This window comes from Bariatricus sp. HCP28S3_A4 (assembly GCF_052066395.1).
GTDB lineage: Bacteria > Bacillota > Clostridia > Lachnospirales > Lachnospiraceae > Allocoprococcus.
Map to the genome: position 1 here is coordinate 16,505 of NZ_JBQHSE010000007.1, position 23,573 is coordinate 40,077.

20 protein-coding genes are annotated in these 23,573 nt (G+C 45.5%); 2 read left to right on the forward strand and 18 right to left on the reverse strand.

Annotated features, from left to right (window positions below; translation table 11 throughout):
* From ACTNBF_RS05260 to ACTNBF_RS05275, 4 genes are read right to left on the reverse strand one after another with little or no spacing between them, the layout of a single operon-like run.
* Nucleotides 1-483, reverse strand: coding sequence for a hypothetical protein (locus ACTNBF_RS05260; protein WP_427820402.1), 483 nt, complete (start codon nt 481-483; stop codon nt 1-3).
* Between the two features lie 17 nt (nt 484-500).
* Nucleotides 501-2,219 carry an ABC transporter ATP-binding protein gene (locus tag ACTNBF_RS05265; protein WP_441026636.1) on the reverse strand — a complete coding sequence of 573 codons (1,719 nt, stop codon included), beginning with the start codon at nt 2,217-2,219 and terminating at the stop codon, nt 501-503.
* Entirely contained in the window at nt 2,219-3,946 is a 1,728-nt protein-coding gene (locus ACTNBF_RS05270) for an ABC transporter ATP-binding protein (RefSeq protein WP_441049261.1), read from the reverse strand. Before ACTNBF_RS05270 ends, ACTNBF_RS05265 begins: the two co-directional genes overlap by 1 nt.
* A 38-nt stretch (nt 3,947-3,984) precedes the next feature.
* On the reverse strand, nt 3,985-4,476 hold the full coding sequence (locus ACTNBF_RS05275; protein WP_441026640.1) for a hypothetical protein: 492 nt from the start codon (nt 4,474-4,476) through the stop codon (nt 3,985-3,987).
* A gap of 408 nt (nt 4,477-4,884) precedes the next feature.
* Between ACTNBF_RS05275 and ACTNBF_RS05280 the strand changes: the two genes are divergently transcribed.
* Nucleotides 4,885-5,595 carry a transposase gene (locus ACTNBF_RS05280; protein ID WP_427820398.1) on the forward strand — a complete coding sequence of 237 codons (711 nt, stop codon included), beginning with the start codon at nt 4,885-4,887 and terminating at the stop codon, nt 5,593-5,595.
* Between the two features lie 188 nt (nt 5,596-5,783).
* Here the strand turns inward: ACTNBF_RS05280 and ACTNBF_RS05285 are convergent, their stop codons facing one another.
* The 13 genes from ACTNBF_RS05285 to ACTNBF_RS05345 all read right to left on the reverse strand — a co-directional run bounded on the left by ACTNBF_RS05285 (nt 5,784) and on the right by ACTNBF_RS05345 (nt 20,941).
* Nucleotides 5,784-7,478, reverse strand: coding sequence for an AAA family ATPase (locus ACTNBF_RS05285; protein WP_441026644.1), 1,695 nt, complete (start codon nt 7,476-7,478; stop codon nt 5,784-5,786).
* 156 nt (nt 7,479-7,634) lie between these two features.
* Nucleotides 7,635-8,285, reverse strand: a complete 651-nt coding sequence (locus ACTNBF_RS05290) for a thiamine diphosphokinase (protein ID WP_441088863.1) — start codon at nt 8,283-8,285, stop codon at nt 7,635-7,637.
* Entirely contained in the window at nt 8,278-8,940 is a 663-nt protein-coding gene (gene rpe, locus ACTNBF_RS05295) for a ribulose-phosphate 3-epimerase (RefSeq protein WP_427808268.1), read from the reverse strand. The genes ACTNBF_RS05290 and rpe overlap by 8 nt, the downstream gene beginning before the upstream one ends.
* 2 nt (nt 8,941-8,942) lie before the next feature.
* A complete protein-coding gene (gene rsgA / locus ACTNBF_RS05300) occupies nt 8,943-9,830 on the reverse strand; it encodes a ribosome small subunit-dependent GTPase A (protein ID WP_441088864.1) in 888 nt (295 codons plus the stop codon).
* A 33-nt stretch (nt 9,831-9,863) separates the two neighbouring features.
* Nucleotides 9,864-11,927, reverse strand: coding sequence for a Stk1 family PASTA domain-containing Ser/Thr kinase (gene pknB / locus ACTNBF_RS05305; protein ID WP_441088865.1), 2,064 nt, complete (start codon nt 11,925-11,927; stop codon nt 9,864-9,866).
* Entirely contained in the window at nt 11,921-12,664 is a 744-nt protein-coding gene (locus ACTNBF_RS05310) for a Stp1/IreP family PP2C-type Ser/Thr phosphatase (RefSeq protein ID WP_427808262.1), read from the reverse strand. Before ACTNBF_RS05310 ends, pknB begins: the two co-directional genes overlap by 7 nt.
* Before the next feature lie 2 nt (nt 12,665-12,666).
* Entirely contained in the window at nt 12,667-13,710 is a 1,044-nt protein-coding gene (gene rlmN / locus ACTNBF_RS05315) for a 23S rRNA (adenine(2503)-C(2))-methyltransferase RlmN (RefSeq protein ID WP_441088887.1), read from the reverse strand.
* Between the two features lie 10 nt (nt 13,711-13,720).
* Complete coding sequence (gene rsmB / locus ACTNBF_RS05320) at nt 13,721-15,028, reverse strand: 16S rRNA (cytosine(967)-C(5))-methyltransferase RsmB (protein WP_441088866.1); 1,308 nt, start codon at nt 15,026-15,028, stop codon at nt 13,721-13,723.
* On the reverse strand, nt 15,021-15,716 hold the full coding sequence (locus ACTNBF_RS05325; protein WP_427808284.1) for a zinc metallopeptidase: 696 nt from the start codon (nt 15,714-15,716) through the stop codon (nt 15,021-15,023). Before ACTNBF_RS05325 ends, rsmB begins: the two co-directional genes overlap by 8 nt.
* 24 nt (nt 15,717-15,740) lie before the next feature.
* Nucleotides 15,741-16,673 (reverse strand): methionyl-tRNA formyltransferase, encoded by a 933-nt coding sequence (gene fmt, locus ACTNBF_RS05330; protein WP_427808258.1) that lies wholly within the window; start codon nt 16,671-16,673, stop codon nt 15,741-15,743.
* Nucleotides 16,674-16,711: 38 nt separating this feature from the next.
* The gene (def, locus tag ACTNBF_RS05335) at nt 16,712-17,182 is read right to left on the reverse strand and encodes a peptide deformylase (RefSeq protein ID WP_427808256.1); all 471 of its coding nucleotides are present in this window, start codon (nt 17,180-17,182) and stop codon (nt 16,712-16,714) included.
* A gap of 20 nt (nt 17,183-17,202) precedes the next feature.
* Nucleotides 17,203-19,431, reverse strand: a complete 2,229-nt coding sequence (priA, locus tag ACTNBF_RS05340) for a replication restart helicase PriA (RefSeq protein ID WP_427808254.1) — start codon at nt 19,429-19,431, stop codon at nt 17,203-17,205.
* 1 nt (nt 19,432) lies between these two features.
* The gene (locus ACTNBF_RS05345; protein WP_441088867.1) at nt 19,433-20,941 is read right to left on the reverse strand and encodes a UDP-N-acetylmuramoyl-L-alanyl-D-glutamate--2,6-diaminopimelate ligase; all 1,509 of its coding nucleotides are present in this window, start codon (nt 20,939-20,941) and stop codon (nt 19,433-19,435) included.
* Between the two features lie 103 nt (nt 20,942-21,044).
* Between ACTNBF_RS05345 and ACTNBF_RS05350 the strand changes: the two genes are divergently transcribed.
* Nucleotides 21,045-21,932, forward strand: coding sequence for an arginase (locus tag ACTNBF_RS05350; protein WP_427820389.1), 888 nt, complete (start codon nt 21,045-21,047; stop codon nt 21,930-21,932).
* A gap of 102 nt (nt 21,933-22,034) precedes the next feature.
* Here the strand turns inward: ACTNBF_RS05350 and ACTNBF_RS05355 are convergent, their stop codons facing one another.
* Nucleotides 22,035-23,549 carry a Mur ligase family protein gene (locus ACTNBF_RS05355; protein ID WP_441088868.1) on the reverse strand — a complete coding sequence of 505 codons (1,515 nt, stop codon included), beginning with the start codon at nt 23,547-23,549 and terminating at the stop codon, nt 22,035-22,037.
* Nucleotides 23,550-23,573 lie beyond the last annotated feature (24 nt).

Genomic DNA, 23,573 nt, shown 5'->3' on the forward strand with positions numbered 1-23,573 from the left:
TTAATTCTCCTGACCAAACTCTTCAAATGCTTTTTCTAAAATCTCTGGGTCTCCTTCATAATACGTTGAAAGAAGTGCAAAAGGACCGTTTTTCTTCGGCATAATAATCATGCCGGATCCATAAAGATCAATTTCTCCTTTTGTCCTGAGACTGTCGTATGCCTTGTATTCATCCGATTTCGGATCTATTTTTTCCAAATCCCACCAGTAGATCTCGGCTCCATTGTATTTAAGTGCAAGCGAGCATAATCCATCTGCACAGAGTGTCACTCGATCATCTGTCGAAATAAGTCCTTCCTTTTCCAGATAAGCAACAACCTCATCCATCGTTTTATTCCACACCGGTGCATCCATATTCTCTTCAACTACCGTTTTTTCTTCTTTTTCAGGCAATACGAAATCTTCTGATAGTGCAACATATCCAACCATCCCACAAAATAATAGCACAAAAATCAGGGAGGACACAATCGTAAAGTTCTTCATAATCATTCCTTCTTTCTTTAAGATACTTTTTGGGACTGTAGATATTCCTGATAAGTCCTGCTGGTCTTTTGTAATTCCTCATGGGTTCCACAGGCTTCCAGTCTGCCATGATGCATAACAATCAGATAATCTGCCTCTGCGATTTCCCGCATATCATGTGCAATAAAGACGACCGTATGACCTTTCATCTTCTGTCTGATGCCATGATAGATCTTCATGTACGTGTCATGATCCAGACTTGCTCCTGCCTCATCCAGTATCAGGTAATCAGGCTGCATAATAAGGGTCCTTGCAATTGCCAGTCTCTGTCTCTGTCCGCCGGACAGCCGGTTGCCGGCTTCTCCAAGCATAGTATCATATCCGTTCGGAAGAGATTCAACAAACGAATCCACTCTGGCCTCTTCGGCTGCTTTTCTCAGCTTTTCTTCTGATACCGGACGGTCCGTTCCATAAAGAATATTATCACGGATCGTCCCGGAAAGCAACGGATTACTCTGAAGGACATAGCCAAATCTTTTATGCACATCCTGAAGTTTTGTCTCGCCAATCAGGTTTTCTCCCACCCTGATTTCTCCGGAATCCGGCTGATAGAAGCCCTGCATCAGTTTCATGATCGTAGATTTTCCGGAACCGTTGTCACCTACTACTGCAGTCATCTTTCCGCCCGGTATCCGTACTGAAAAATCATGAAGAATTTCCGTTCCATCCTGATACCCGAAATTCACATTTTTAAACACAATATCCTGATTCTGAGATTCGATCCAGGCTTTTCCTTTTTGCGCATCTTCCTCATCCAGATCAAGAATTTCACTGACATGAGTAAGCGCACCTTTCGATCCCATCACATTTTGCCACACCGTCAGGAGTTCTGCCAAATACATGTTTACCTGTGTCATATATGTACTGAACATATTGATTCCCGTCGCCTCCATTTTTCCTGCACGAATCAGGCGCGAACCTCCCACCGCCATTACGATTGTCGTAAGCAGGGAATAAATAGAATGTGCAAGAGTCTGAATCTGTGACATGAAAGCGTAATACACATCCGCCCTATATCGGGAATCAATTGCCGCAAATCCACTTTCCAACTCTTTTTCTTCCATTACCTGAGCCTTAACATATTTTCCCGCAGACAAATGTTCTGAGAAAAATGTTGTCATCTGATTAAGCGAAGCATACCGCTTTTTCATGATTGTATACTGTAGCTTTCCTACAAGAATGAATACCGCAACTGCGACAGGTATACAAAGCAAAAGGTATACAGAAAGCGGTGCATTATACTGATACAGAATCATACATGCACGAGCAAACCCAAAGAGTGACGCCGCTCCCGAGAAAACACCTCCGATCACCATTGTTGCCTGGGTTACATCGTTTGTAACAGCCGATACCAGCGAAGACGGCTGCTCTTTTTCAAATACTTCCATCGGAAGATGCAGGATTTTCCTCCATAGTGCAGACCTCACCCTCAAAATTACTCGCTGATCGGCATACGCCATCACCAGCGGCCGCAAAAATCCCAGCAGTGCATTAAAAAGCATCATAAATACATAACTTAGAATGACAGAATTGTACAGTTCCCCTTTATTAACACGAACCAGATACTGGGATACTCTCATTCCGGCCTCCGCGTAGACAATTCCGACTCCAAATGTAACCAGATAGAGCCACCATGGAATAGAAAATCTTCTATAGAAATTCAGAAAAAACTGTAATACATTTTTCTCTTTTTTCATTAGTCCTGTCCCTCACTTCCTATCAGTTCTCGGAAATATGCATTTTCCACATACACTTTTTCCGGTTCTCCCTGACAGACAATCCTGCCATTTTGCATGACTACTATGTAATCGGCCTTCTGCACAGTCTGTCTGTCATGTGCAACCATAAGGGTCGTTTTACCTTTCATGTGATATTTCACACTCTTCCAAACCTGATCTTTCCCCCGAATATCCATAGCTGCAGTTGCCTCATCCATGAACAGATAGTCCGATTGCTTTAATAGTGCTCGTGCAAAAGCGAGCCGCTGCTTCTGACCCCCGGACAGCTTCTCACCGTTCTCTCCGACATCCATCATAAATCCTTCCGGCTGCTCCCGGATAAAGTCCATGATACAGGCATCCTCACAAACACGTTCCAGCTCTTCATCAGCCACTTCTCTTTTTACTCCAAACAAGATATTATCACGGATCGTTCCCGCGAAAAGTGTGCTTTCCTGCGTCACATAGGAAATCGCATTCCGGAAACTTTTCAGAGAATACTTTGAAATGTCCTCGCCGCCGAATGAAATCATACCTCCCTGAACCGGATACAGACGTTCTACCAGATTCAGGAGTGTAGTCTTCCCACTTCCGGAGGGACCGATCAGAGCCGTCACACGCCCTGCCGGAATTTTCAGGTTCAATTTTTCAAAAATCGGCTTTTCTTCATAAGAGAAGTCTATGTCCTTTAATTCAATTTCACCATGAAGGCATCCTGCCTCTTCCCCGGTTTCAATATCTTCTTCTATCTCCTCCATGATCTGAGCTACTCTTTTGGTTGCTCCCTGAGATCCTTTAAATGATGTCCAATATCCGCAGTATGCCGTAAGCAGGTTGACGATATTCATGGCAAATCCATAATAAGCAATCCATTGCGCCAGACTTAATGCCCCGGATGCATAAAAGTTTCGGCCTACCATTACGATAACGATAAACTGCATAGCCCCTACCAGTGCATACATTGGAGTTGCAAGTCCAAGCCATGAATCCAGAATCGTACTCTTATACAATCCCACCATCTTCTTCTGACCTGTCTGAAATTCCTGCTCTTCTTTTCCATAAGATTTTACCAGAAGGAGATTGTTGGTTCTTTCCGCGATCGTCTGTGTCAGTTCTGCATTTTTTTCGTTCACAAGATCCAACACGCCGAATCTCATTTTCCCCATGACGAATGCAATAATAAAATTCAAAGGCAGAACTGCAATCAGCGCAATCATCAGCTTCTGGTCATAGGAACCGATTTTCTTTAATGTAATTATCAGGCTATATGCCGAAGTCAGGATTGCCACAAATACCTGCATGATAAGTTGACTGATCGTAGTGATATCGGTCGTAATACGTGAAATCATCTCTTTCGGTGTATTTCTTTCGTAATATCCGAGTGGAAGCTTGACAATCTTTCTCCAGATCATTCTCCTGACATTCCTGTCAATTCGGGCCACACAAAGGTTACTCATGATCCCGCTGATTGAACCGATCATCTGAGATATTAACGTAAATATCAAAAATGGGAAAACCACGGTACCGAAATTCACATTTCCCGCAAACAACTCAGCTGTGTATTCCGTCACACTGATCCCCACATTTGCCAGCAGTGCTGTTATGGCAATATATGCAATAATCCAAAGATAAGGAAGCCCTGCCTTCTGCAGCATCCGGAAGAAACGTCCCATACTGCCTTTGTCTTTTCCAAAAACCCGTTCCATAATGTCCCCCTGACTTTTCTCTTTAAGTAAATTCTGCTTTATTCATTTTCAAGTGCTTCAAATGCGTCAACAACATCCTGCTTTTTCTCATAATCCTCTGAAAACGCAAGTGCATAAGCGCCATTTTTTGCTTCTGTCTGAAGGATTGCCGCACCTCCTCCAAGAACGATCGTTCCCTGATTCGCTCCCATGGACTGGTAAGTCTCATACATCTCCGTCTGATTCTCCTGATCCCACCAGAACAGCCAGAGTCCATCATAATCATACGCCTTGTCTGCCACCTGTGTCTCGGTAAACTGTCCGCCCGTGTTATCCTGGAGATATCCGCTGGTCTCATTAATATTTACCGGTTCACAGTCTTCAGAAATAAAGCCCTCCTGCTCAAAATAACTTACCATGTCTTCGTAGGAAGAAGTAGAAGCGTTCACTTCAATTTTCTCTTCCTTTGCTGAGCATCCTGTCACCAGACCACACACGGTTACTGCCGCAATTACGGCTGCTGCTGTTTTTTTCATTGTTTTCTTCATCATTTTGTTCTCCTTGTTGTATACTATTTTACAATTACGTTACCTTATTTTTACAGCATTACCAGCATTTTCACAAGTAGGGCATCGTATTCTGTCCTTAAATGCGTCTGGATTGTCCGGGGATTGTCTGGGGACGTTTCTTTTGCCACGAGCAGCGCCCTTTGGCAGTCGCTTTTTCCAATTTTCTCTCAGTTTTTCAACACGCCACACAATTTGTATGTAAATATTGCACTAAAAAAGAGATATTTATATTTTGCTATTTACTTTTCTTCAAAAAACTATATTATAAAATTATCGAAAACACTTAATTCACGAAACATCCATTCTTTTCATTTTACATTTTTATCAACACTCCTAATTTTCACCTGTTTTTTGTTTCAAATAATCATATATCAGCATGGAGGGATATTATTGGCAAGACATGCACGTAAAAAATCATCAACTCAGACTTATCATGTAGTAATCAAAGGAGCCGACAGACAACTACTTTTCGAAGAATCCAAAGATTATATAAAATATCTGGATATATTAGAATTCTATAAAGATCAATTAAAATTTGAGATTTATGCTTACTGTTTGATGTCAAATCATGTTCACCTGCTCCTTCGCCACCCAAATACTGTTTCACTTGAATCCATATTTCGTCACATAAACACAACTTATGCCTGCTGGTTCAATGCCAAGTATGACCGTACCGGTTTTGTTCAGGATGGTCGCTATTATAGTGAACCTGTTGATTCGGATAACGCTCTGCTGACTATAGTCCGCTATATTCATTATAATCCCTCCAAAGCCGGACTGGAAAACTTCCCAGGATCCGGTTATCAATGGAGCAGTTTTAACGACTATACCAGAAAGACAGCCGGATTGACCGACACAGCCTTGGTTCTCAGATTACTGGATACACCGGAACAATTCCTGGCGATGCATAGAATTGCTCCGTCCGATGACTGTCTGGACATACACAAATTCAGAAAGCGGATACCTGACGATGTGGCAAAAGATATTATTCAACAAATCTGTTCCTGCGACTCTGCAACGGATTTTCAGAAACTTTCAACATTAGAAAGAAACAAAATATTGTTTTATTACACAAAAGAGGCATCTCGATTCGGCAGATAAACCGCCTTACCGGGACACCTCGAGGTGTAATTGAACGAATTATTTCCCATCAACAGTCCTTTGGTTCGCTGTTCTTCGCACTGTCCGCATAATATTTCTAAAATTAACTTCTATCAAAAAGATCAGTCGTGTAAATGCTATCACAGAAATACGAAAAACTCAATATTTAGCTATTTACTTTTTCTTCTTTAGCCAATCAATACTTTTTTTCCTTCAAATGCGAATCCATATTTTCTGATCCGTTCTGCCGGGATTCCTCTTGCCACAAGATCTACTTCATACTGTTTTTCTTCAATCTGGGCAAGCGCAGATGCCACCGTATCTTCTAATGTATCCTCATCATCCGGATCATGAACCTTGAATTCCATAATGATGGTATCATCCTTTTGAGGATTCTTCGCCGCAAGCACAACATCATATCTTCCAAAACCGCTCTCCCGATTTGACGTGATCACATATCTGCTTTGCAGATCTACAATCAAGCCCAGAACAAAGCCGTGGTAAAACCGTTCCGGTTCCTCCCCGGAAGGACGTTTTCCGGTGTCAAAATAGCTGAAAACATTGAGTGCAATCCGGTTCATGTATCTATTCATAACTTTTTTATTTCCTAATAAAAGTGCCTTAATGAAATCATTATAATCCCCTTCGACATCCATAAACCAATCCCGTATCATATTTTGGAACATCAGCCTTACTTCCCGGTTCGTAAGTGCCAGTGTATACTTCGGGTTCGTTCCGTCCGGGACTTCTATAATACTTTCGAAACGCAAAACTTTCAAATATCCGCTTGCCAGTAAAAGGCTCCAAATCGCTCTTTCGTTTCCCCGAAGCTGATTATATACAATCTGTTCATCAATCGGAGACTCTATTACACCTCCGTCCAGCAAAATCTCAAACTGTTCTTTAATTCTTCGGTCTCCCTCCCGGAGAAGCTTGCCCACCAGACTGTTTGAGCTGGTGTTCGCCCAGTACGTCCGATAATCCTTCTTGTCGAGAAAATTCAAGATGGACCAAGGATTATAAATATCTTTCTGTTTACCAAAAATAAATCCATCGTACCACCTTTTCACTTCTTTTTTTTCTCCGGAAAGCTCACATTCTTCCAGGGCATCAAATACTTCTTCTTCTGTAAATCCAAAAGAAGTGGCATATTTATTTGATGTTGTAGTCACAACCTCCAAATTATTTAAATCTGAAAAAATCGACTCCTTACTGACTCTGGTGATTCCGGTCATAATCGCTCTGTCCAGCCATGGATTTGTTTTAAATGTAGAATTAAAAAGACTTCTGGTAAATACGACCAATTCATCCCAATATCCACCTACATAAGCTTCCTGCATCGGAGTATCATACTCATCCAGCAGAATAATCACTTTCTTGCCATAATAGCGACTCAAATATTTTGAAAGATTATGAAGCGCCAACGTCGCCTCCACATCTCCCATATCCGGAGAAATCCTATGGAAGAACTCACGGTCCGACGCTTCCATAACATCACTCTTCATAAGAAATGTATAGTCCGCATAAAGGTCCGTCAGTATCTGACAGATTTTCCTTCTGGTTATCTCATAGTTCTTTTCTTTAATGTTGGCAAATGAAAGACTGATTACCGGATACGTTCCCTGAATCTCTCTGTATTCTTTCTCTTTCCAGATGGAGAGTCCTTCGAACAGATCTCCACGATTTGCATAATCCAGTGAGAAAAACTGCTCCACCATACTCATGTTTAACGTCTTTCCAAAACGGCGAGGTCTGGTGATCAGTGTTACACTATCACCACTGTCCCACCATTCCTTGATAAAGGACGTCTTATCTACATAAAAGTATTTTTTTTCAATAATCTCACTAAAGCTCTGTATTCCGATGGCTACGTTTCTTCCCATAAAATCACGTCACCTCCAAAAAAAACCGTTACACTAAGTATAAACTTAGTATAACGGATTAATCATTAAAAATCTAGGAATTTATTCAGCTGCAAATTCCTCAAATTTTCTTCCGGGCGCCAAAGGATGCCGGGCGTGACAAATGCCCCGTCCCCTCTAATCCTTCGTCTCCATCACAACCAGAAGTCCTGACGGGAAATCAATCTCCACCATCTCATCGACGAACTGATTACTTACCGTCAGACTGTCACACGGCTTTAATGCGTGATGACTAAGCGGCCATTTTGTTCCTCTTAAATTCAGGTCAAACACTTCCCCTGAGAGTGTAAATATCGACAGATATTTTCCGTATGCTTCTGATTTTTTCAGGACACACGGCTTATCGATCACCCGGATTTTATTCTTCTGGTCCAGTATGTATGCTTCTACTCCTGCCTGGCAGGCAACGGACAGTGACTGGACATTGGCCCAGAGGTGATCGATCCTTCCGCCGGTCGCGCCGAGAATGATGATTTCTTTGCTTCCCAGTGTGATTCCGAACCGGATGGCGATTTCTGTGTCGGATGCGTCTTTGATCGGGTTATATTCCCGTACCGGCACATGTGTTTCTTCTTTGTAGTATTTGATGACTTCCGGATCGATGCTGTCGAAATCTCCTACAATATACTGTGGCATGATCTGGTGATGGTACAAATACTCCACGCCTCTGTCTACACCGATTATGCAGGCTCCCTCGTTTTCGCCAAGTATCTTTTCTACGAACCCCTCGTCCAGTGCTCCCCCTGTGATAATCACGGTTTTACTCATAGCTTCTTAAACTCTCCATAAATTCCCTTGTATTTGCAGCCGCGTCACCTTTAAATACTGCAGAACCGGCCACCAGAACATTGGCTCCTGCATCAAGGATTTCGCGGACATTGCCCAGATGAACACCGCCATCCACCTGAATGTCGGTTTCTGTTCCTTTTTCTTCCAGCATGTTTCTCAGTCTCCGAACTTTATCAAGAGTCTCCGGAATCAGTTTCTGCCCTCCGAAGCCCGGATGAACGGTCATGACAAGAAACATATCTGCTTCTCCGATGAACTCCTCCAGCACCGTCTCGGGTGTCTCCGGGCAAATGGAAATTCCTGTCTTTACCCCCAGTTCGCGTATTTTTGCGAGTGTTGCTCTCACATCTTTACATGCCTCATAATGAATGGTGATGATATCTGCCCCTGACTTTGCAAATTCTTCCACATATCGGATCGGTTCTGTGATCATAAGATGTACATCCAGGACCTGTCCGGTCACTTTTCTGACAGATTTGAGGACCGGCATTCCAAAAGAAATACTCGGCACAAAGACTCCGTCCATCACATCAAAGTGCAGATATTTCGCTCCTTCACTCTCTGTTTTTTGAATCTCATTTCCAAGGACAGCAAAATCTGCTGACAAAATGGAAGGTGATAATACATATTCCATTCTTAATATCTCCTTTTCTCCTTTTGTTCCAGCTCACGGTACATCTCTAGATAATCGTCGTACCTTGTCCGGTGAATGTTCCCTTCTTCCAGCGCATTCTTGACCATACACCCCGGCTCGCTCACATGATTACATCCGAGGAATCTGCATGTCCCTTCATATTCCCTGAATTCCGGAAAATACGATTTCAGTTCTTCTTTTTCAAAATCATTGGTATACAGCGAAGAAAAACCCGGTGTATCCATGATATATGAATCTTCATCCACAGGAATCAGTTCGGAATGGCGTGTCGTATGTTTCCCGCGCTCAATCTTCCGGCTGATGCTCCCTGTCTCCATGTTGATGTTCTCCTGCAGGCAATTGATCAAGGAAGATTTACCCACCCCCGAAGGTCCGGCCACAGCCGTTATCTTCCCTTTCAACACCACTTTGATTTCCTGAATATTTTCTTCTTTATAAGCACTCGTAAAGATAACCCGGTATCCGCATGATTCATAAGTTGCCTTTAATTCTGCTATTTCCTCTTCTCCTGCAAGATCCTGCTTGTTAAAGCAGATCACGACGGACATCTCCTGTCGTTCCATCATTACCAGAAACCGATCCAGAAGATTGAAGTGCGGTTTCGGCTTTGTCACTGCAAACACAACCAGTGCCTGATCAATGTTCGCAACCGCAGGCCGAATCAGTTCACTCTTTCTCGGAAGTATTTTCGTGATATTTCCGGTTCCTTCTTCTTTGTCAAGGACTTCATATTCTACCAGATCTCCCACCAGCGGTTTTATTTTCTCTTTACGGAAAATCCCCTTCACCTTGCATTCATAAACAGCGAATTCTACTACGTCATAAACGTAGTAGAATCCTGCAATTCCTTTTATAATTCTTCCCTGCATAAAACAGTTCCTTCTATCATTTTCTTTAGCTTCCTACTGCTGAGTCTCATCGCCGCTGCCTTCATCGGGGTTTCCACCGCTTCCGTCACTTACATACAGTTTGACCGTAGAACCGATATCAACAGAGGTTCCTTCTCCCGGCTCTACCGAGATAACGGTTCCGGAAGGTTGATCACTGGTCTGTGTCACTTCCTCATAGAAAAGTCCTCTTGCCGAAAGTGCACTGATTGCATCGGCCAGACCTTTACCGGTTACAGACGGAACCTTCACCTGATCAGCCGGTTTCTTCCCTTTGCTGACCACATAGCTTACCGATGTACCGGAGCTCACCTTACTTCCCGGTGTCACGGACTGGGAAATGATGAGGCCTGCTTCATACTTGTCACTGTACTGCTCACTGCTGCCACCATCTTCAAGACCTGCACTTGCAAGCAGTTTCTGTGCCTCAGATACGGTCTTGCCCCTCAGGTCCGGAACATCCTTCTTCTGGGCGCCCTTGCTGACGATCAGTGTGATCTTGGTATCAACCGTCACTTTCTCTCCTGCTGCCGGATTCGTTCCGATCACCACACCATTTTCCCACTTATCGCTGTATTCAGAATCCACAGTAAAATCTGTGAAGCCTTGCGCCTTCAGCGTCTTCTTCGCCGCATCTTCATCCATTCCCTCGACGCTCTCAATCGTAACTTCCTTCTCTCCTGAACTGATCACGACCTCGATCACGGTCTTCTTTGCAACCTTTTCGCCGGCTTCAATACTCTGCCGGATCACTGTATTCTCCGGATATTTATCCGAATTCTCCTTACTCACTACTTCCATCACGAGATTACGCTTACTGCACATCTCATCAGCCACTTCTTTATTCTCGCCAACCAGCTTTGGAACCTCAATATTCTTACTATCCGTTTCCACTGCTTCTGTTCCCGGTCCGAATTTAAATACACCGGCCGCTTTGCCGATCACGAAGATCAGAATGAAAACAATGATCACAGCGACTACGATCGTGAGGATCTTCATCATCTTATTCATTCTTGGATTGACATCATTGCTCCTGCTGCCCTTCCGGCTTCTGTATTTCTCTTCTTCCTCGTCATCGTACCCATCATCATCATAATCATCACCGTACGATTCGTCTTCTTCGCCGTATTCGTCATCGTAGGACTCTTCATCATACTCGTCATAACCACGTCCGTTCCGAATACGCCCCATCTCTTCCTGGGAGATCATGACGGTGTTGCCGTCATCATAGGCCTGCCCCATATCCACAAACCTGCCGTCCGGATCCACCAGCGCCCGCTTCAGATCCTGAATCAGAAGACTGATATTCTGATATCTTCTCTCCGGGCTCTTCTGCGTACATTTTAAAATAATTTTTTCAAGAGCAGGCGAAACACTTGGCACAATCTCAGAAGGAGGCGTCATCGTTTCCTGAAGATGCTTCATGGCCACCGCCACGGTAGAATCCCCGTCAAACGGGACTTTTCCGGTTGCCATCTCATACATCGTAATACCGACTGAATATATGTCGCTCTTCGCATCACAGAAGCCGCCACGTGCCTGTTCCGGTGAAACATAATGTACCGATCCCATCGCACTGGAAGTGACGGTATGAGAAGATACTGCCTTTGCAATACCAAAATCAGTTACTTTTACCTTTCCTTCTTTGGAAATAATGATATTCTGCGGTTTGATATCCCGATGAATGATCTCATGCTTGTGTGCCGCTTCAATTCCGGTACACATCTGGATCGAAATACTGAGAACCTCTTTGTTGGACAGCCTTCCTTTTTTCTGTATATATTCTTTTAATGTAATTCCTTCCACCAGCTCCATTACCATATAGTAAAGTCCCCGGTCTTCACCCACATCATAAACATTGACAATATTCGGATTCTGAAGTCCTGCCGCAGCCTGAGCTTCCGAGCGGAATTTCCTTACAAAATTCTCATCTTCTCTATACTCTTTCTTCAATACCTTGATCGCCACATACCGGTTCAGCATGCAGTCGCGTCCCTTGTAAACATCCGCCATACCGCCAGCGCCGATCTTACTCAGCACCTCGTAGCGGTTACTCAGGAAAATACCATCTTTTACCATATACTCACCTCATTAGAAAATGGCTGTGCCAAAACGACACCGATATTGTCCTTTCCCCCATTTTCATTGGCGCGGTCGATCAAAGTGCGCCCCGCCTCAACAATATCTCTTGCCCCCTTAATAATTGCAAAAATCTCTTCATCATCCACCATATTGCATAGTCCATCGGTACACATAAGAATCGTGTCTCCCTTTTTCAGGCTGAATTCAAAGAAATCCGCCTCCACGTTCTCCTTCACACCAATTGCTCTTGTGATGATGTTCTTATCCGGATGGTTCCTTGCCTCTTCTTCATTAATCCCGCCAAGTCTTACCATCTCTTCAACCAGAGAATGATCTCTGGATAACTGTCTGATATCTTTGTTGATCAAATACAGACGGCTGTCACCAACGTTAACAAAGTAAAGTGTATGATCGATCACCGTCGCCACAACGAGCGTAGTTCCCATACCTTCCAGTTTGATATCCTTGCCCGCCGCTTCAATCAACTTGTGATTCGCTGTCTGTACAGCATCAAGCAACACTTCCTCCGGTCCTTCTTTTAATGTATGCTTCAGTTCCTCCTCCAGAACCTCCACCGTATATTTGGAAGCAAAATCTCCCGCTTTATGTCCACCCATTCCGTCTGCCACAACCAGAAGATTCGGCAGTACTCCAAGCGGCTCATCAGTAGCAAACACATAATCCTGATTAATTTCGCGTTTTCTTCCCACGTCTGTCATGGAAAATATCTTCATAATCATACTCCTCGCATTGTCTTACGTCTCAACTGTCCACATGCCCCGTCTATATCAGAGCCCATTTCTCTTCTTATAGTAACATTTATCCCGCTTTTTTCAAGCTTATTTTTAAATTTCGCGGCACTTTTTTTATCCGGTTTCTCGTAATTTCGCTCCTTGATCGGATTCACCGGAATCAGATTCAAATGGCAGTTTCTATCCTTCAAAATCCGGATCAGTTCGCCTGCGTCTTCTTCCGTATCATTAACTACGTGAACCAGGCTGTATTCAAATGTGATCCTTCGCCCGGTTTTCCGAAAATAATCGTCACATGCCCTCAGTACTTCTTCCAAATCATATTTATTTGCCACCGGCATCAGACTTTTCCTCTTTTCCTGCGTAGAGCCGTGCAGGGAAAGAGCCAGTGTGATCTGAAGTTTCTCATCCGCGAGCCGGTAAATATTCGGCACAATTCCGCAAGTTGAAGCAGTGATATTTCTTTGACTGATATTTAATCCATGTTCATCACTAATCATATGAATAAACTTCAGGAAATTGTCATAATTATCCAGCGGTTCTCCCGTTCCCATGATAACAATATTGGAAACTCTCTCCCCGCTGATCTTCTGAATCTGGTAAATCTGGCGCAGCATTTCCGAAGGTGTCAGATTCCTCTCCAGACCATCCAGCGTAGACGCGCAGAAACGGCATCCCATACGGCATCCCACCTGTGACGAAATACAGACAGAATTCCCGTGCTTATATTTCATCAGCACGCTCTCCACCATGTTGCCATCCTGCAGGCAGAAAAGGAACTTGTTTGTCCCATCGATTTTCGAGATCTGTCGCCGCACCATCTCCACTTTTCGGATCTCATAATTCTGATCCAGCTTTTCTCTGAGTGAAAGCGATAAATTCGTCATCTCATCAAAGCGATCTGCAAGCTTTTTGTGAAGCCACTCGTAAATCTGACCGGCGCGAAACGGTTTTTCCCCAATCTCTTTCATCTCATTTTTCAATTCATCCAGCGTGAACGAAGCAATATCCTTTTTTGATTGTAGCATTTCTTCCATTCTACTGTCCTCCCGCCCTGCGTTTCAGCACGGCAATATAGAATCCGTCCGTTTCTCTGGACGGGAAAATCTGCTTTTCATTTTCCAACGAATATTCCGGAAAACATTCCAGAAACCATCTCGTATTTTCTTCATTTTCTGACCGCCAGATCGTGCAGGTACTGTAGACCAGCGTCCCTCCCGGCTTCACATAATCATGAACCGCAGCCAGAATTTCTCTCTGCAACTCTGCGAGCTCCTTCTCCTGTTCCGGTGTCATCTTATACTTCAGATCTGTTTTCTTTCCGAGAACTCCGAGACCGGAACACGGCAGATCAGCGATCAGGACATCCGCTTTCAGTGCCGATGCAGCATCGTACACCGTTGCATCCTGCTGAATAGCTTCAACATTTTCAAATCCCATACGGCAGATATTTTCCCGGATCAGTTCCACCTTATTCTCCGTCAGATCCCGCGCCTCCACGTGTCCGCTTCCTTCCAGAAGCTGTGCTGCATGAAGGGCTTTCCCTCCGGGAGCCGCACACACATCGATCACGTAATCACCATTCTTGATCCCGGCACTTTCTGCCACCAGGATCGAAGCAGCATCCTGCACCTGAAATGCTCCGTTTCGAAAGCTCTCGAGCGCTCCGAGATAATCATATCCGGAAATCAAGAGTGCAGAGGCGACCTGTGAATGTTCTTCCACTGTCACCCCTTCTTCTTCCAACTTCTTTTTCAGTTCCGCTCGTGACATTCTGTTTTCATTCACCCGGATCGTTGTCGGACGTTCCAGATAGAAACTCTGCAGAATCTGCTCGGTCTGTTCCTTTCCATAATCAGCCAGCCACTGTTCCACGATCCATAGCGGCAGCGAATATTTTATCGAAAAGTATTCCGCTGTGTTATTCTCATCTGGATATGAAATTTTCTCCAGATTTCTCGCAATGTTGCGAAGCACGCCATTTACAAATCCCTTCAAGCTCTTGAATCCCTTTTTTACCGCCAGGTTGACCGCTTCATTGCACGCCGCACTTGTAGGCACCTGATCCATATATTCCATCTGGTAAACCGCACACCTTAAAAGATTACGGATAACCGGTTTCATCTTATCAGTTTTAACTTTTGAAAACTGATTGATAATATAATCCAGTTCTATCCTTCTCTCCGTCGTCCCCTCACACAATCTGGTGAGGAAGGCACGTTCCTGTTTTCCCAGATACTGATACTTTTCCAGCACCTGTCTAAGCGCGATATGACTCTTTTCGCCGCGTTCTATCTCCAGCAGAACCGCCAGCGCAAGCTCTCTTTCACTGATTTCTTTAGTCATCGTTTCTTCGTCCTCTCGTAAGGATCAATAAACGCAGAAGCTGCAGGATCGCAGATGCTGCGCTTGCCACATAAGTGAGCGCCGCTGCGCGAAGTACCGATCTTGCCTTACCTGCCTCATCCGGATACAACATCCCTGTCCCTTCCAGAATATTCATTGCTCTTCTGGAAGCGTTGATTTCAACCGGAAGTGTAACGATCTGGAACAGTACAGCCGCTGAGAACAGCAGTATTCCGATATTGATCAGAAAAGCCGCCATATCCCCGCGCATAAACAGGCCGACAATGATCAGAGGCCATGAAATACTGGATCCGAAATTTGCCACCGGCACCAACGCCCCCCGGATACTCAAAGGTGCATAATGGGTCGCGTGCTGAATGGCATGTCCGCATTCATGGGCAGCTACCCCTAAAGCTGCAACCGATGTGGAACCATACGTAGAATCAGAAAGTCTGAGTACCTTATTGGACGGATCATAGTGATCGGTCAATTTTCCTGAAACTCGTTCCACACGGACGTCGTAAATCCCAGACTGTCTAAGAATCTGTTGGGCAGCCATTGCCCCGGTGATCCCCGCATGGTTCCTTACGCGGCTGAATTTTGCATAAGTCGAATTCACTTTCGCAGAAGCGGCCATACAAAGAACCACTCCGATCAAAACAAGTACATAGGTTGAATCAAAATACATTGGATAATACACACTAATTCCTCCTTATCCCAAATGCTCCCCCACTTTTACCTGATACCCTCTTAAAAAGGCATCTGCTTCCATCCGCTTTTTCCCCGGAATCTGAAGCGCACGCACGCGCAGCTGACCGTCTCCGGTCTGCACGGCAAAATCATCTTTCGTCACATCCGTAATCGTGCCCGGAGCTTTTTCTGTATTTTCTCCCGGTACCGCGTCTGCTTCCCAGATCTTCATCGTTTTCCCATTCCAGTCTGTATAGGCGCTCGGCCACGGATTCAGTCCCCGGATCAGCCGTTCAATCTCAACCGCGGACTGTTCCCAGTTGATATCACCCAGCTTTTTATCCAGCATTCTTGCGTATTCCGTCGGACTCTCCCCCTGTTTCTGTGGCGTCAAGTCCCCTTGGACCAATTTGTCCAGTGTATGAACACAGAGCTTTGCCCCTGCCTCGGCAAGCTTGTCGTGCAGGCTGCCCCCGGTTTCTTTCTCATCCAGAATAATCTCGGTCTTTTCCAGCATGTCTCCGGTATCAAGACCTTCATCCATCTGCATGGTCGTCACACCGGATATTTTTTCTCCCCGGATGACAGCCCACTGGATCGGCGCTGCTCCCCGATAGCTCGGGAGCAAGGATGCATGAACATTGATACACCCATATGGGGTCATTTCCAGAATTTCTTTCGGCAAAATCTGTCCAAATGCGATTACAACACAGACATCCGCCTGATATTTCTTTAGCTCTTCCACACACTCGGGATCACGCACTTTTTTCGGCTGGAATACCGGAATCCCGTGTCTCAGCGCACATTCCTTCACAGGTGTGAACTGCATTTCCTTTCCTCGTCCCTTCGGCTTGTCCGGCTGTGTGACCGCAAGAACCACTTCATGACCGGCCTCGACCAGCGCCTCCAGTGTCCCGACCGAAAAATCAGGAGTTCCCATAAATATAATTCTCATTTCAATCCTCCTTCTTTTCATCGAATGATACAAGTTTCCTATTCTTCTTCATAATTCGTATCGTGCAGCTCTCCCTCAACCTTTTCCACATAAAGGTGCCCATCCAGATGATCCAGTTCATGGCAGATTGCTCTCGCCAGAAGTTCCTCACCTTCAATGATATACTCTTCCATGTTTTCATTAAGTGCCCGTGCCTTCACATAATTCGGTCTGGTTACCACACCGGCTTTTCCCGGAACACTTAAGCATCCTTCTTCTCCGGTCTGCTCTCCGGAAGTCTCCAGAATCTCCGGATTAATCATCACGATCGGTCCTTCTCCTACATCGATCACGACGATTCGTTTCAGAATTCCCACCTGCGGTGCCGCAAGTCCCACTCCGGCTGCCTGGTACATTGTGTCCAACATATCCTCGATCAGGATCCTTGTCCGAAGTGTCATCTTCGGGACTTCCTTACAAACCTTTGTTAATACGTCATCTCCCATTTCTCTGATTGTTCTGATTGCCATTTTACATCCTCCACTTCTCATTAAAATACGTTCATCGGGTCAAAATCGAACTGAATCCTCATCTTTGCAAATCCACTGTTGACCTCAATATATTGTTCCATTTTATTTTTAATTCCAACCAGCACATTGCCAGATTCATCCTTAATATACAGCACTCTGCGGTACACATCTTTCACTTTTCCCACATAAGGACTGGCGGGGCCGATAATCTTAGAACGGGTTCCTCTGGACACACGGAGCGCATACTCCTTCAGATAATGTGCACCTTTTTCCAGAAGTGCTTCATCTTCACCGGAAAGCAATACCGCCAGCAGATGTTCTGCCGGTGGATACCCCATGAGTTCCCGGTAATTCATCTCTTCCTCATAGAATGCTCTGTAATCCTGCCTGGCCGCAGTCTGGATACTGTAATGATCCGGACTATAAGTCTGGATCACGACTTCCCCTTTTTTGCGTCCTCTTCCGGCTCTTCCCGCCGCCTGCGTGAGCAGTTCAAAGGTTCGCTCCGCCGAACGGTAATCGTCCGAATACAGAGACATATCTGCCGCCAGAATACCCACAAGAGTAACGTTGGGAAAATCATGTCCTTTCACGATCATCTGCGTGCCGATCAAGATATCTGCCTCTTCTCCGGCAAATGCCGACAGAATCTTCTCATGTCCTTCCTTGCTGCGGGTGGTATCCAGATCCATTCTGAGCACCCTTGCTTCCGGAAATTCCCGTTTCACCAGTTCCTCAATCTGCTGCGTACCTGCGCGGAAACCACCGATATGGGGCGACCCGCAGGAAGGACATACCTTTACCTGTGCCCGCTCGTACCCGCAATAATGGCAGACCATCCTGCCGTTTTTATGAATTGCAAGTGAAACATCACAATGAGGACATTTTACTACATATCCGCAAGACCTGCAAGAAAGGAATCCTGCATATCCTCTCCGATTCAGGAAAAGCATTATCTGCTCTCCTTTTTTCAGCCGGTCCTCCATCAGGCTGTGCAGCCGGTCGCTGAGAATGGACCGGTTTCCTGCCGACATTTCCTCACGCATATCCACCACATCCACCGTCGGAAGCAGACTTCCTTCTGTCCGGCCGGGAAGCTCCAGCATACGATACTTTCCTTTCCGACATCGGTAAAATGCTTCCAGTGACGGAGTGGCCGAACCAAGCACGACACTTGCTCCTTCCAGCCTTGCTCGCTCTTCCGCAGTCTCTCTGGCATGATACCGGGGAACCTGTTCACTTTTGTAAGCCGACTCATGCTCCTCATCGATCACGATCAGGCCAAGATCGGGAAATGGTGTGAAAAGGGCTGATCTCGGTCCGATCATCACATCCAGTTCCCCATTCTTCGCACGCATCATCTGGTCATACCGCTCCCCCGGCGAAAGTCGGGAATTCATGATTGAAACCCTGCTTCCGAACCGGCGGCAGAACCGCATGACGGTCTGATACGTCAGTGCGATCTCCGGAATCAGCACGATTGCCTGCCTGCCGCCAGCTACCACTTCCCGGATCATTTCCATATATACTTCTGTCTTCCCGCTTCCCGTGATCCCGTACAGCAGATAGGTGTGATAATCCTTTTTCCGGTAATCTTCCCGGAATGTCTCAATGGCTGCCTTCTGCGCCTCTGTGTACACAACGGTCTTTTCTTCCCTCTCCGTCTTCTTGACCGGATTTCGGTAGATCTGCTCTGAATAGACTTCCAGTACATTCTGTTTCTCCAGCGCGCGCACTACTTCCTGTGTGATATTCAGTTTTTTCATGACTAGCGACGCATCAATTTCTTCATCATCCAGAAGTGCCTCCATCAGCCGTGCTCTCGCCTTCTGATTCTTGTGCCGGTATTCCTCCAGCCTCGCACGTCCCTCCTCCACAGAAATCAGCCTTCTTATGATCCTCTGTTGTTTGGCTTTTTCTGTTTTCTTGATTGGCAGAACCGTCCGAAGTGCCTGAATCATGGTCCCTCCGTACTGTTCCTTCATCCAGGCCGCAAGTTCTACAAGATGCGATTCAATTGCTACACTTTTCTCTGCAGGTCTTAGTATTTCTTTCATCTTATCCGGTTCATAGTCACATGTTTCTGAAAAACCAACCACATATCCATGCCTTTCATGATTTCCTCTTCCAAAAGGAACCACGACTTCCATACCGACATGCAGAACTTGTTCCAGCCATTCCGGTACCCGATATTGGAAGATCCGATCCAGTTTTTCATTTGTAATATCTATGATAATATCTGCATACATCCTATTTTTCTTCACTTTCTGTCTGATGTCTTTTTTTGATTGCTTCGAGCACAAGTTCCCTGTCATCCATATGATACCGCATCGAACCGATTTCCTGATAGGACTCATGTCCCTTTCCGGCAATGACAAGGATATCTCCCGGTTCCGCCATGGAAATTGCCAGCGAAACCGCTTTTTTCCGGTCTTCTTCTACCAGATACATTCCCTTTGTCATTTCCATCCCTTCTAGAATCTCCCGAATGATCTGCATCGGTTCTTCCTCCCGGGGATTATCTGACGTGATGATCGTCATATCCGCCAGCCGTCCTGCCACTTTTCCCATCTCCAGTCTGCGTGAGGCAGCCCTTTCTCCTCCACACCCGAATACCAGCAGGATTCTTCCGGGCTGATACACTTTCAGCGTCGTAAGCACACACTGGAGACTCATCGCATTGTGCGCATAATCTATATAGCAAGCGATGTTTTTTTCAACGAGGATTCTCTCCATTCTTCCTTTTACATGCGCTTTTCTAAGCGTCTCTGCTGCCTGGCTGATATCAAGATCCAGGCACCGGATTGCCTGAAGCGCTGCCAGCGCATTATAGACATTAAACATTCCCGGCATCTCCATAGTAAATTCTGTCCCATCCGCCGTAAATCTGCTCACAGGGCCCTCTTCTTCCATTCCAAACGAAATTCCGGATGCAGCAAGTATATGATCTCCGCCGTCCCGCATTGTGGTGAAACCATATTTTCTGCAGGTTGCTCTTTTAAACATAAATCCGCAATTCCGGTCGTCCAGATTGCCGATTCCAATCCTGCAATGACGAAACAGACAAGATTTATAATACCGATATTCCGCAATACTTGCGTGCTCATGCGCTCCCACATGATCTTCTCCAAAATTGGTAAAAATACCAATTTCAAATTCAATTCCTTCGATCCGTTTCCACTTGATTCCCTGCGAAGATACTTCCATGACTGCATATTCGCATCCCATTTCTACCATTTTAGCAAAATACTGGTGAATGGTAAAGGATTCATACGTTGTATTCTTCTCCGGGATCTGCATTTCTCCGATCACGGTCCCGATCGTGCCCATCAGCGCCGCCCGATGTCCGAGTGCCTCCAGCATCTGAAAAATCAGGCTGGCAACTGTCGTTTTCCCCTTGGTTCCGGTCACACCAATTACCTTCAGCTTTCTGGCCGGATATTGAAAATACGCAGCGCTGATATAAGCCAATGCTTCCCTCGTGTCCTTCACAAGGAGAACCGCCATCCCCTCAGGAATATGCAGAATTTCTTTATCCAGCACCAGCTTCTCTACAAGAACTGCCACGGCGCCTCTTATGCGTGCCTCACTGATATGCCGGTGGCCGTCATCCCTGCTCCCCGCCAGACATACAAACAGTTCTCCCTCTTTCGTCTCTCTGGAATCATAAGAGATTCCGGTAATCTCAATCTCTGCAAGCGGGCATGGGGCCCTAAGCACCGCATATTCCAATTGTCCTGTCAGATTTACAAGCTTCATACAAAACCTCTTTTCTAACAAACCTTCGCCCCTTGTGTTTCTGCTTCCAATTTGCTATACTTCTATCAGCAGGACATACTGTCCTTTTGTTATGGAGGTTTTTATGTTGCACATGTATGGGTGTCCGATTCACCTAGGGGTTGGTGACACCGGACTGATTCGAAGTCTTGCGTACTTAAACGCACATTATCCTAATTTACAGTTTCCTCTCATCCCGGAAATCAAGAAAGAGGAAGAGGGGCTGCTTCAGCTCAAAAATCTGAACAGCGTCGCTGCCACTTGCGAGAGCATTGCTTCCTATGGATATGAGGTACTTTCCAAAGGGGATACCCCACTTTTTATCGCAGGAGATCACAGCGCGGCCATGGGCTCCGTCTCCGCTTCCAGTGTATATACCCGCCGTACCTCAGGCGGCGATACCGGCCTTCTCTGGATTGACGCCCATCCGGACATCAATACGGATGAGACAACTGTAACCGGCAATATTCACGGCATGCCGGTTGCCGCACTGCTTGGTATGGGCGAGAAACGTCTGACCCATTTTCTGGACGAACAACCGAAACTAAAACCTGAAAATATCATCATGATCGGGCTTCGCGACATCGATCCGCCGGAGAAAGTTTTTCTGGATCAGCTTCACATACGCTATTATACATGGGGCGCGGTTCGTGCCAAGGGTCTTTCCCAGTGTCTGACCGAAATAATCGGCCGATTTTCGCACCTGTCCGCTGTTCATATCAGTTTTGACATTGATTCCATGGATCCGGAACTGATTCCGGGCGTATCCGTACCGGTTCCCGGTGGATTCAATCAGGCGGAAGTTATGGAAATGTTCCGCACACTTCTGCCTGCACTTCCCGTGATCGCCTGTGATATTGTAGAATTCAATGTGGCGCACGACAAGATGGACCGAACCGCCGATTTCGTCTCCGAACTGGTTTCTCTGATTCACGAACTGTATGAGAGTTCTGCAGATTTCCGTTCTTTCTAAAATGATACCGACAGTGCTCTATACTTATATTATATGACAGGATCGAAGGATTGCTACGCATTTTAAAATAGGAAGTGCTTAGAAAGGCACTTCCTGTTTTTACTAATGCGTTTTATCATACTCTGCAAGCAGTTCTTTTACATACTGTACATCTGATTTACAATCCAGATATTCACATCCGTATTTTTGACGCGTCTCATTTCCCTTCCCGGTGATCAGAAGGATTGTCTTTCCTTCCGCTTCATCCATCGCGGCCTTGATTGCCTCTCCCCTGTTCTCGATCATAACATACGGACAGTTCTGCGCTTCTACATACTGCGCAATGTCTTTGGAAATGTCTTCCACCGGTTCGTATCCCGGATCCTCCGCCGTCAAATATACTTTCTTCGAATACTGCCCAGCAACCGTTCCAAGGTCCCTTCTTCGAATGTAGGCTTTCTTGCCCGGACAGCCAAAAATAGAAACGATCGCATAGTCCGGATACTCATCCTTCGTAGAAGAGAACAACTTTTCAAAACTGAGTTTGTTGTGTGCATAATCCACGACTGCAATCAGCTTCTTATCCTTGCTCGCATACAGTTCCATTCGTCCGCTGGATCTTGCACGGTAAAGTCCACTGTGCATATACTCCTTCGGAATACCGAGCAGTATGGATGCCGCGATTACGGCAAGCGCATTTTCCACATTGAAAAGTCCCGGCATAGTCAGACGGAATTCTTCATCAAACTCTGCTGTTTTTACCATAAATACGATCTCATGACCGTCTTTCTGAATGTCATACCCGTAAACATCCGCCTCCGGATTCCTAGTGCTAAATGTCAGCACCCGCTCACTTGCCTTTGCCGCTTCCAGTATCCGGTCAGCGAAATCCGCATCCAGATTGACCACTGCGTTCTTTGCCTTTGCAAATATTTTAAGCTTAGAAGCAAAATAGTCTTCAAAATCAGGATGTTCGATCGGACTGATATGATCTTCGGAAATATTAAGAAATATCCCCACATCCAGCATCATATTATCAACACGGTTATATTTCAGCGCCTGAGAGGATACCTCCATCTCCACATAAGAAATTCCGCTCTCAACAGCATGACGGAAATGCTCCTGCAATTCCACCGCCTCCGGCGTCGTAATATGTGATTCTTTCTTGATCACGCCATCATAAATATCAATCGAAGAAATGACCGCACTCTCTTTTCCACCGGTTGCTTCCATGTAATCATCCACAATTGCTTTCATGTAATATGCAGAAGTGGATTTTCCCTTTGTTCCGCCTATTCCCACGATATTGAGTGATTTCCACGGCGCATTGTTGAACTTCTCCGCAAGATACGGCATTGCTTTTCTGATATCGTCAACCAGGAAATACGGCACATCTACTTCCGTATCATATTTCACCTCGCTCACATAAGCCACCGCCCCCTTCCGGATCGCGGCGTCGAGATATTCCGCTTTAAATGCGGCGCCTTTGCAGATGAATAATGTTCCTTCCACAACTTCTCTCGAGTCATAGGTCAGGTATTCAATCTGTGCATCTTCTTTTCCACAGGAATAAAATTCCTTCATCATCCGCGCATTCTGAAGAAGCTGCGCGTAAGCTTCCAATGTATATTTCTTCATCTGTAGCCTCTCCTTCCAGTTCTC

Bases quoted from the DNA above. Each gene is read 5' to 3' on its own strand.
- ACTNBF_RS05260 (WP_427820402.1), bottom strand. From the start codon at position 483: ATGAAGAACTTTACGATTGTGTCCTCCCTGATTTTTGTGCTATTATTT.
- ACTNBF_RS05265 (WP_441026636.1), bottom strand. From the start codon at position 2,219: ATGAAAAAAGAGAAAAATGTATTACAGTTTTTTCTGAATTTCTATAGA.
- ACTNBF_RS05270 (WP_441049261.1), bottom strand. From the start codon at position 3,946: ATGGAACGGGTTTTTGGAAAAGACAAAGGCAGTATGGGACGTTTCTTC.
- ACTNBF_RS05275 (WP_441026640.1), bottom strand. From the start codon at position 4,476: ATGATGAAGAAAACAATGAAAAAAACAGCAGCAGCCGTAATTGCGGCA.
- ACTNBF_RS05285 (WP_441026644.1), bottom strand. From the start codon at position 7,478: ATGGGAAGAAACGTAGCCATCGGAATACAGAGCTTTAGTGAGATTATT.
- ACTNBF_RS05290 (WP_441088863.1), bottom strand. From the start codon at position 8,285: ATGAGTAAAACCGTGATTATCACAGGGGGAGCACTGGACGAGGGGTTC.
- rpe (WP_427808268.1), bottom strand. From the start codon at position 8,940: ATGGAATATGTATTATCACCTTCCATTTTGTCAGCAGATTTTGCTGTC.
- rsgA (WP_441088864.1), bottom strand. From the start codon at position 9,830: ATGCAGGGAAGAATTATAAAAGGAATTGCAGGATTCTACTACGTTTAT.
- pknB (WP_441088865.1), bottom strand. From the start codon at position 11,927: ATGGTAAAAGATGGTATTTTCCTGAGTAACCGCTACGAGGTGCTGAGT.
- ACTNBF_RS05310 (WP_427808262.1), bottom strand. From the start codon at position 12,664: ATGAAGATATTTTCCATGACAGACGTGGGAAGAAAACGCGAAATTAAT.
- rlmN (WP_441088887.1), bottom strand. From the start codon at position 13,710: ATGCTACAATCAAAAAAGGATATTGCTTCGTTCACGCTGGATGAATTG.
- rsmB (WP_441088866.1), bottom strand. From the start codon at position 15,028: ATGACTAAAGAAATCAGTGAAAGAGAGCTTGCGCTGGCGGTTCTGCTG.
- ACTNBF_RS05325 (WP_427808284.1), bottom strand. From the start codon at position 15,716: ATGTATTTTGATTCAACCTATGTACTTGTTTTGATCGGAGTGGTTCTT.
- fmt (WP_427808258.1), bottom strand. From the start codon at position 16,673: ATGAGAATTATATTTATGGGAACTCCTGATTTTTCGGTCGGGACACTG.
- def (WP_427808256.1), bottom strand. From the start codon at position 17,182: ATGGCAATCAGAACAATCAGAGAAATGGGAGATGACGTATTAACAAAG.
- priA (WP_427808254.1), bottom strand. From the start codon at position 19,431: ATGTATGCAGATATTATCATAGATATTACAAATGAAAAACTGGATCGG.
- ACTNBF_RS05345 (WP_441088867.1), bottom strand. From the start codon at position 20,941: ATGAAGCTTGTAAATCTGACAGGACAATTGGAATATGCGGTGCTTAGG.
- ACTNBF_RS05350 (WP_427820389.1), top strand. From the start codon at position 21,045: ATGTTGCACATGTATGGGTGTCCGATTCACCTAGGGGTTGGTGACACC.
- ACTNBF_RS05355 (WP_441088868.1), bottom strand. From the start codon at position 23,549: ATGAAGAAATATACATTGGAAGCTTACGCGCAGCTTCTTCAGAATGCG.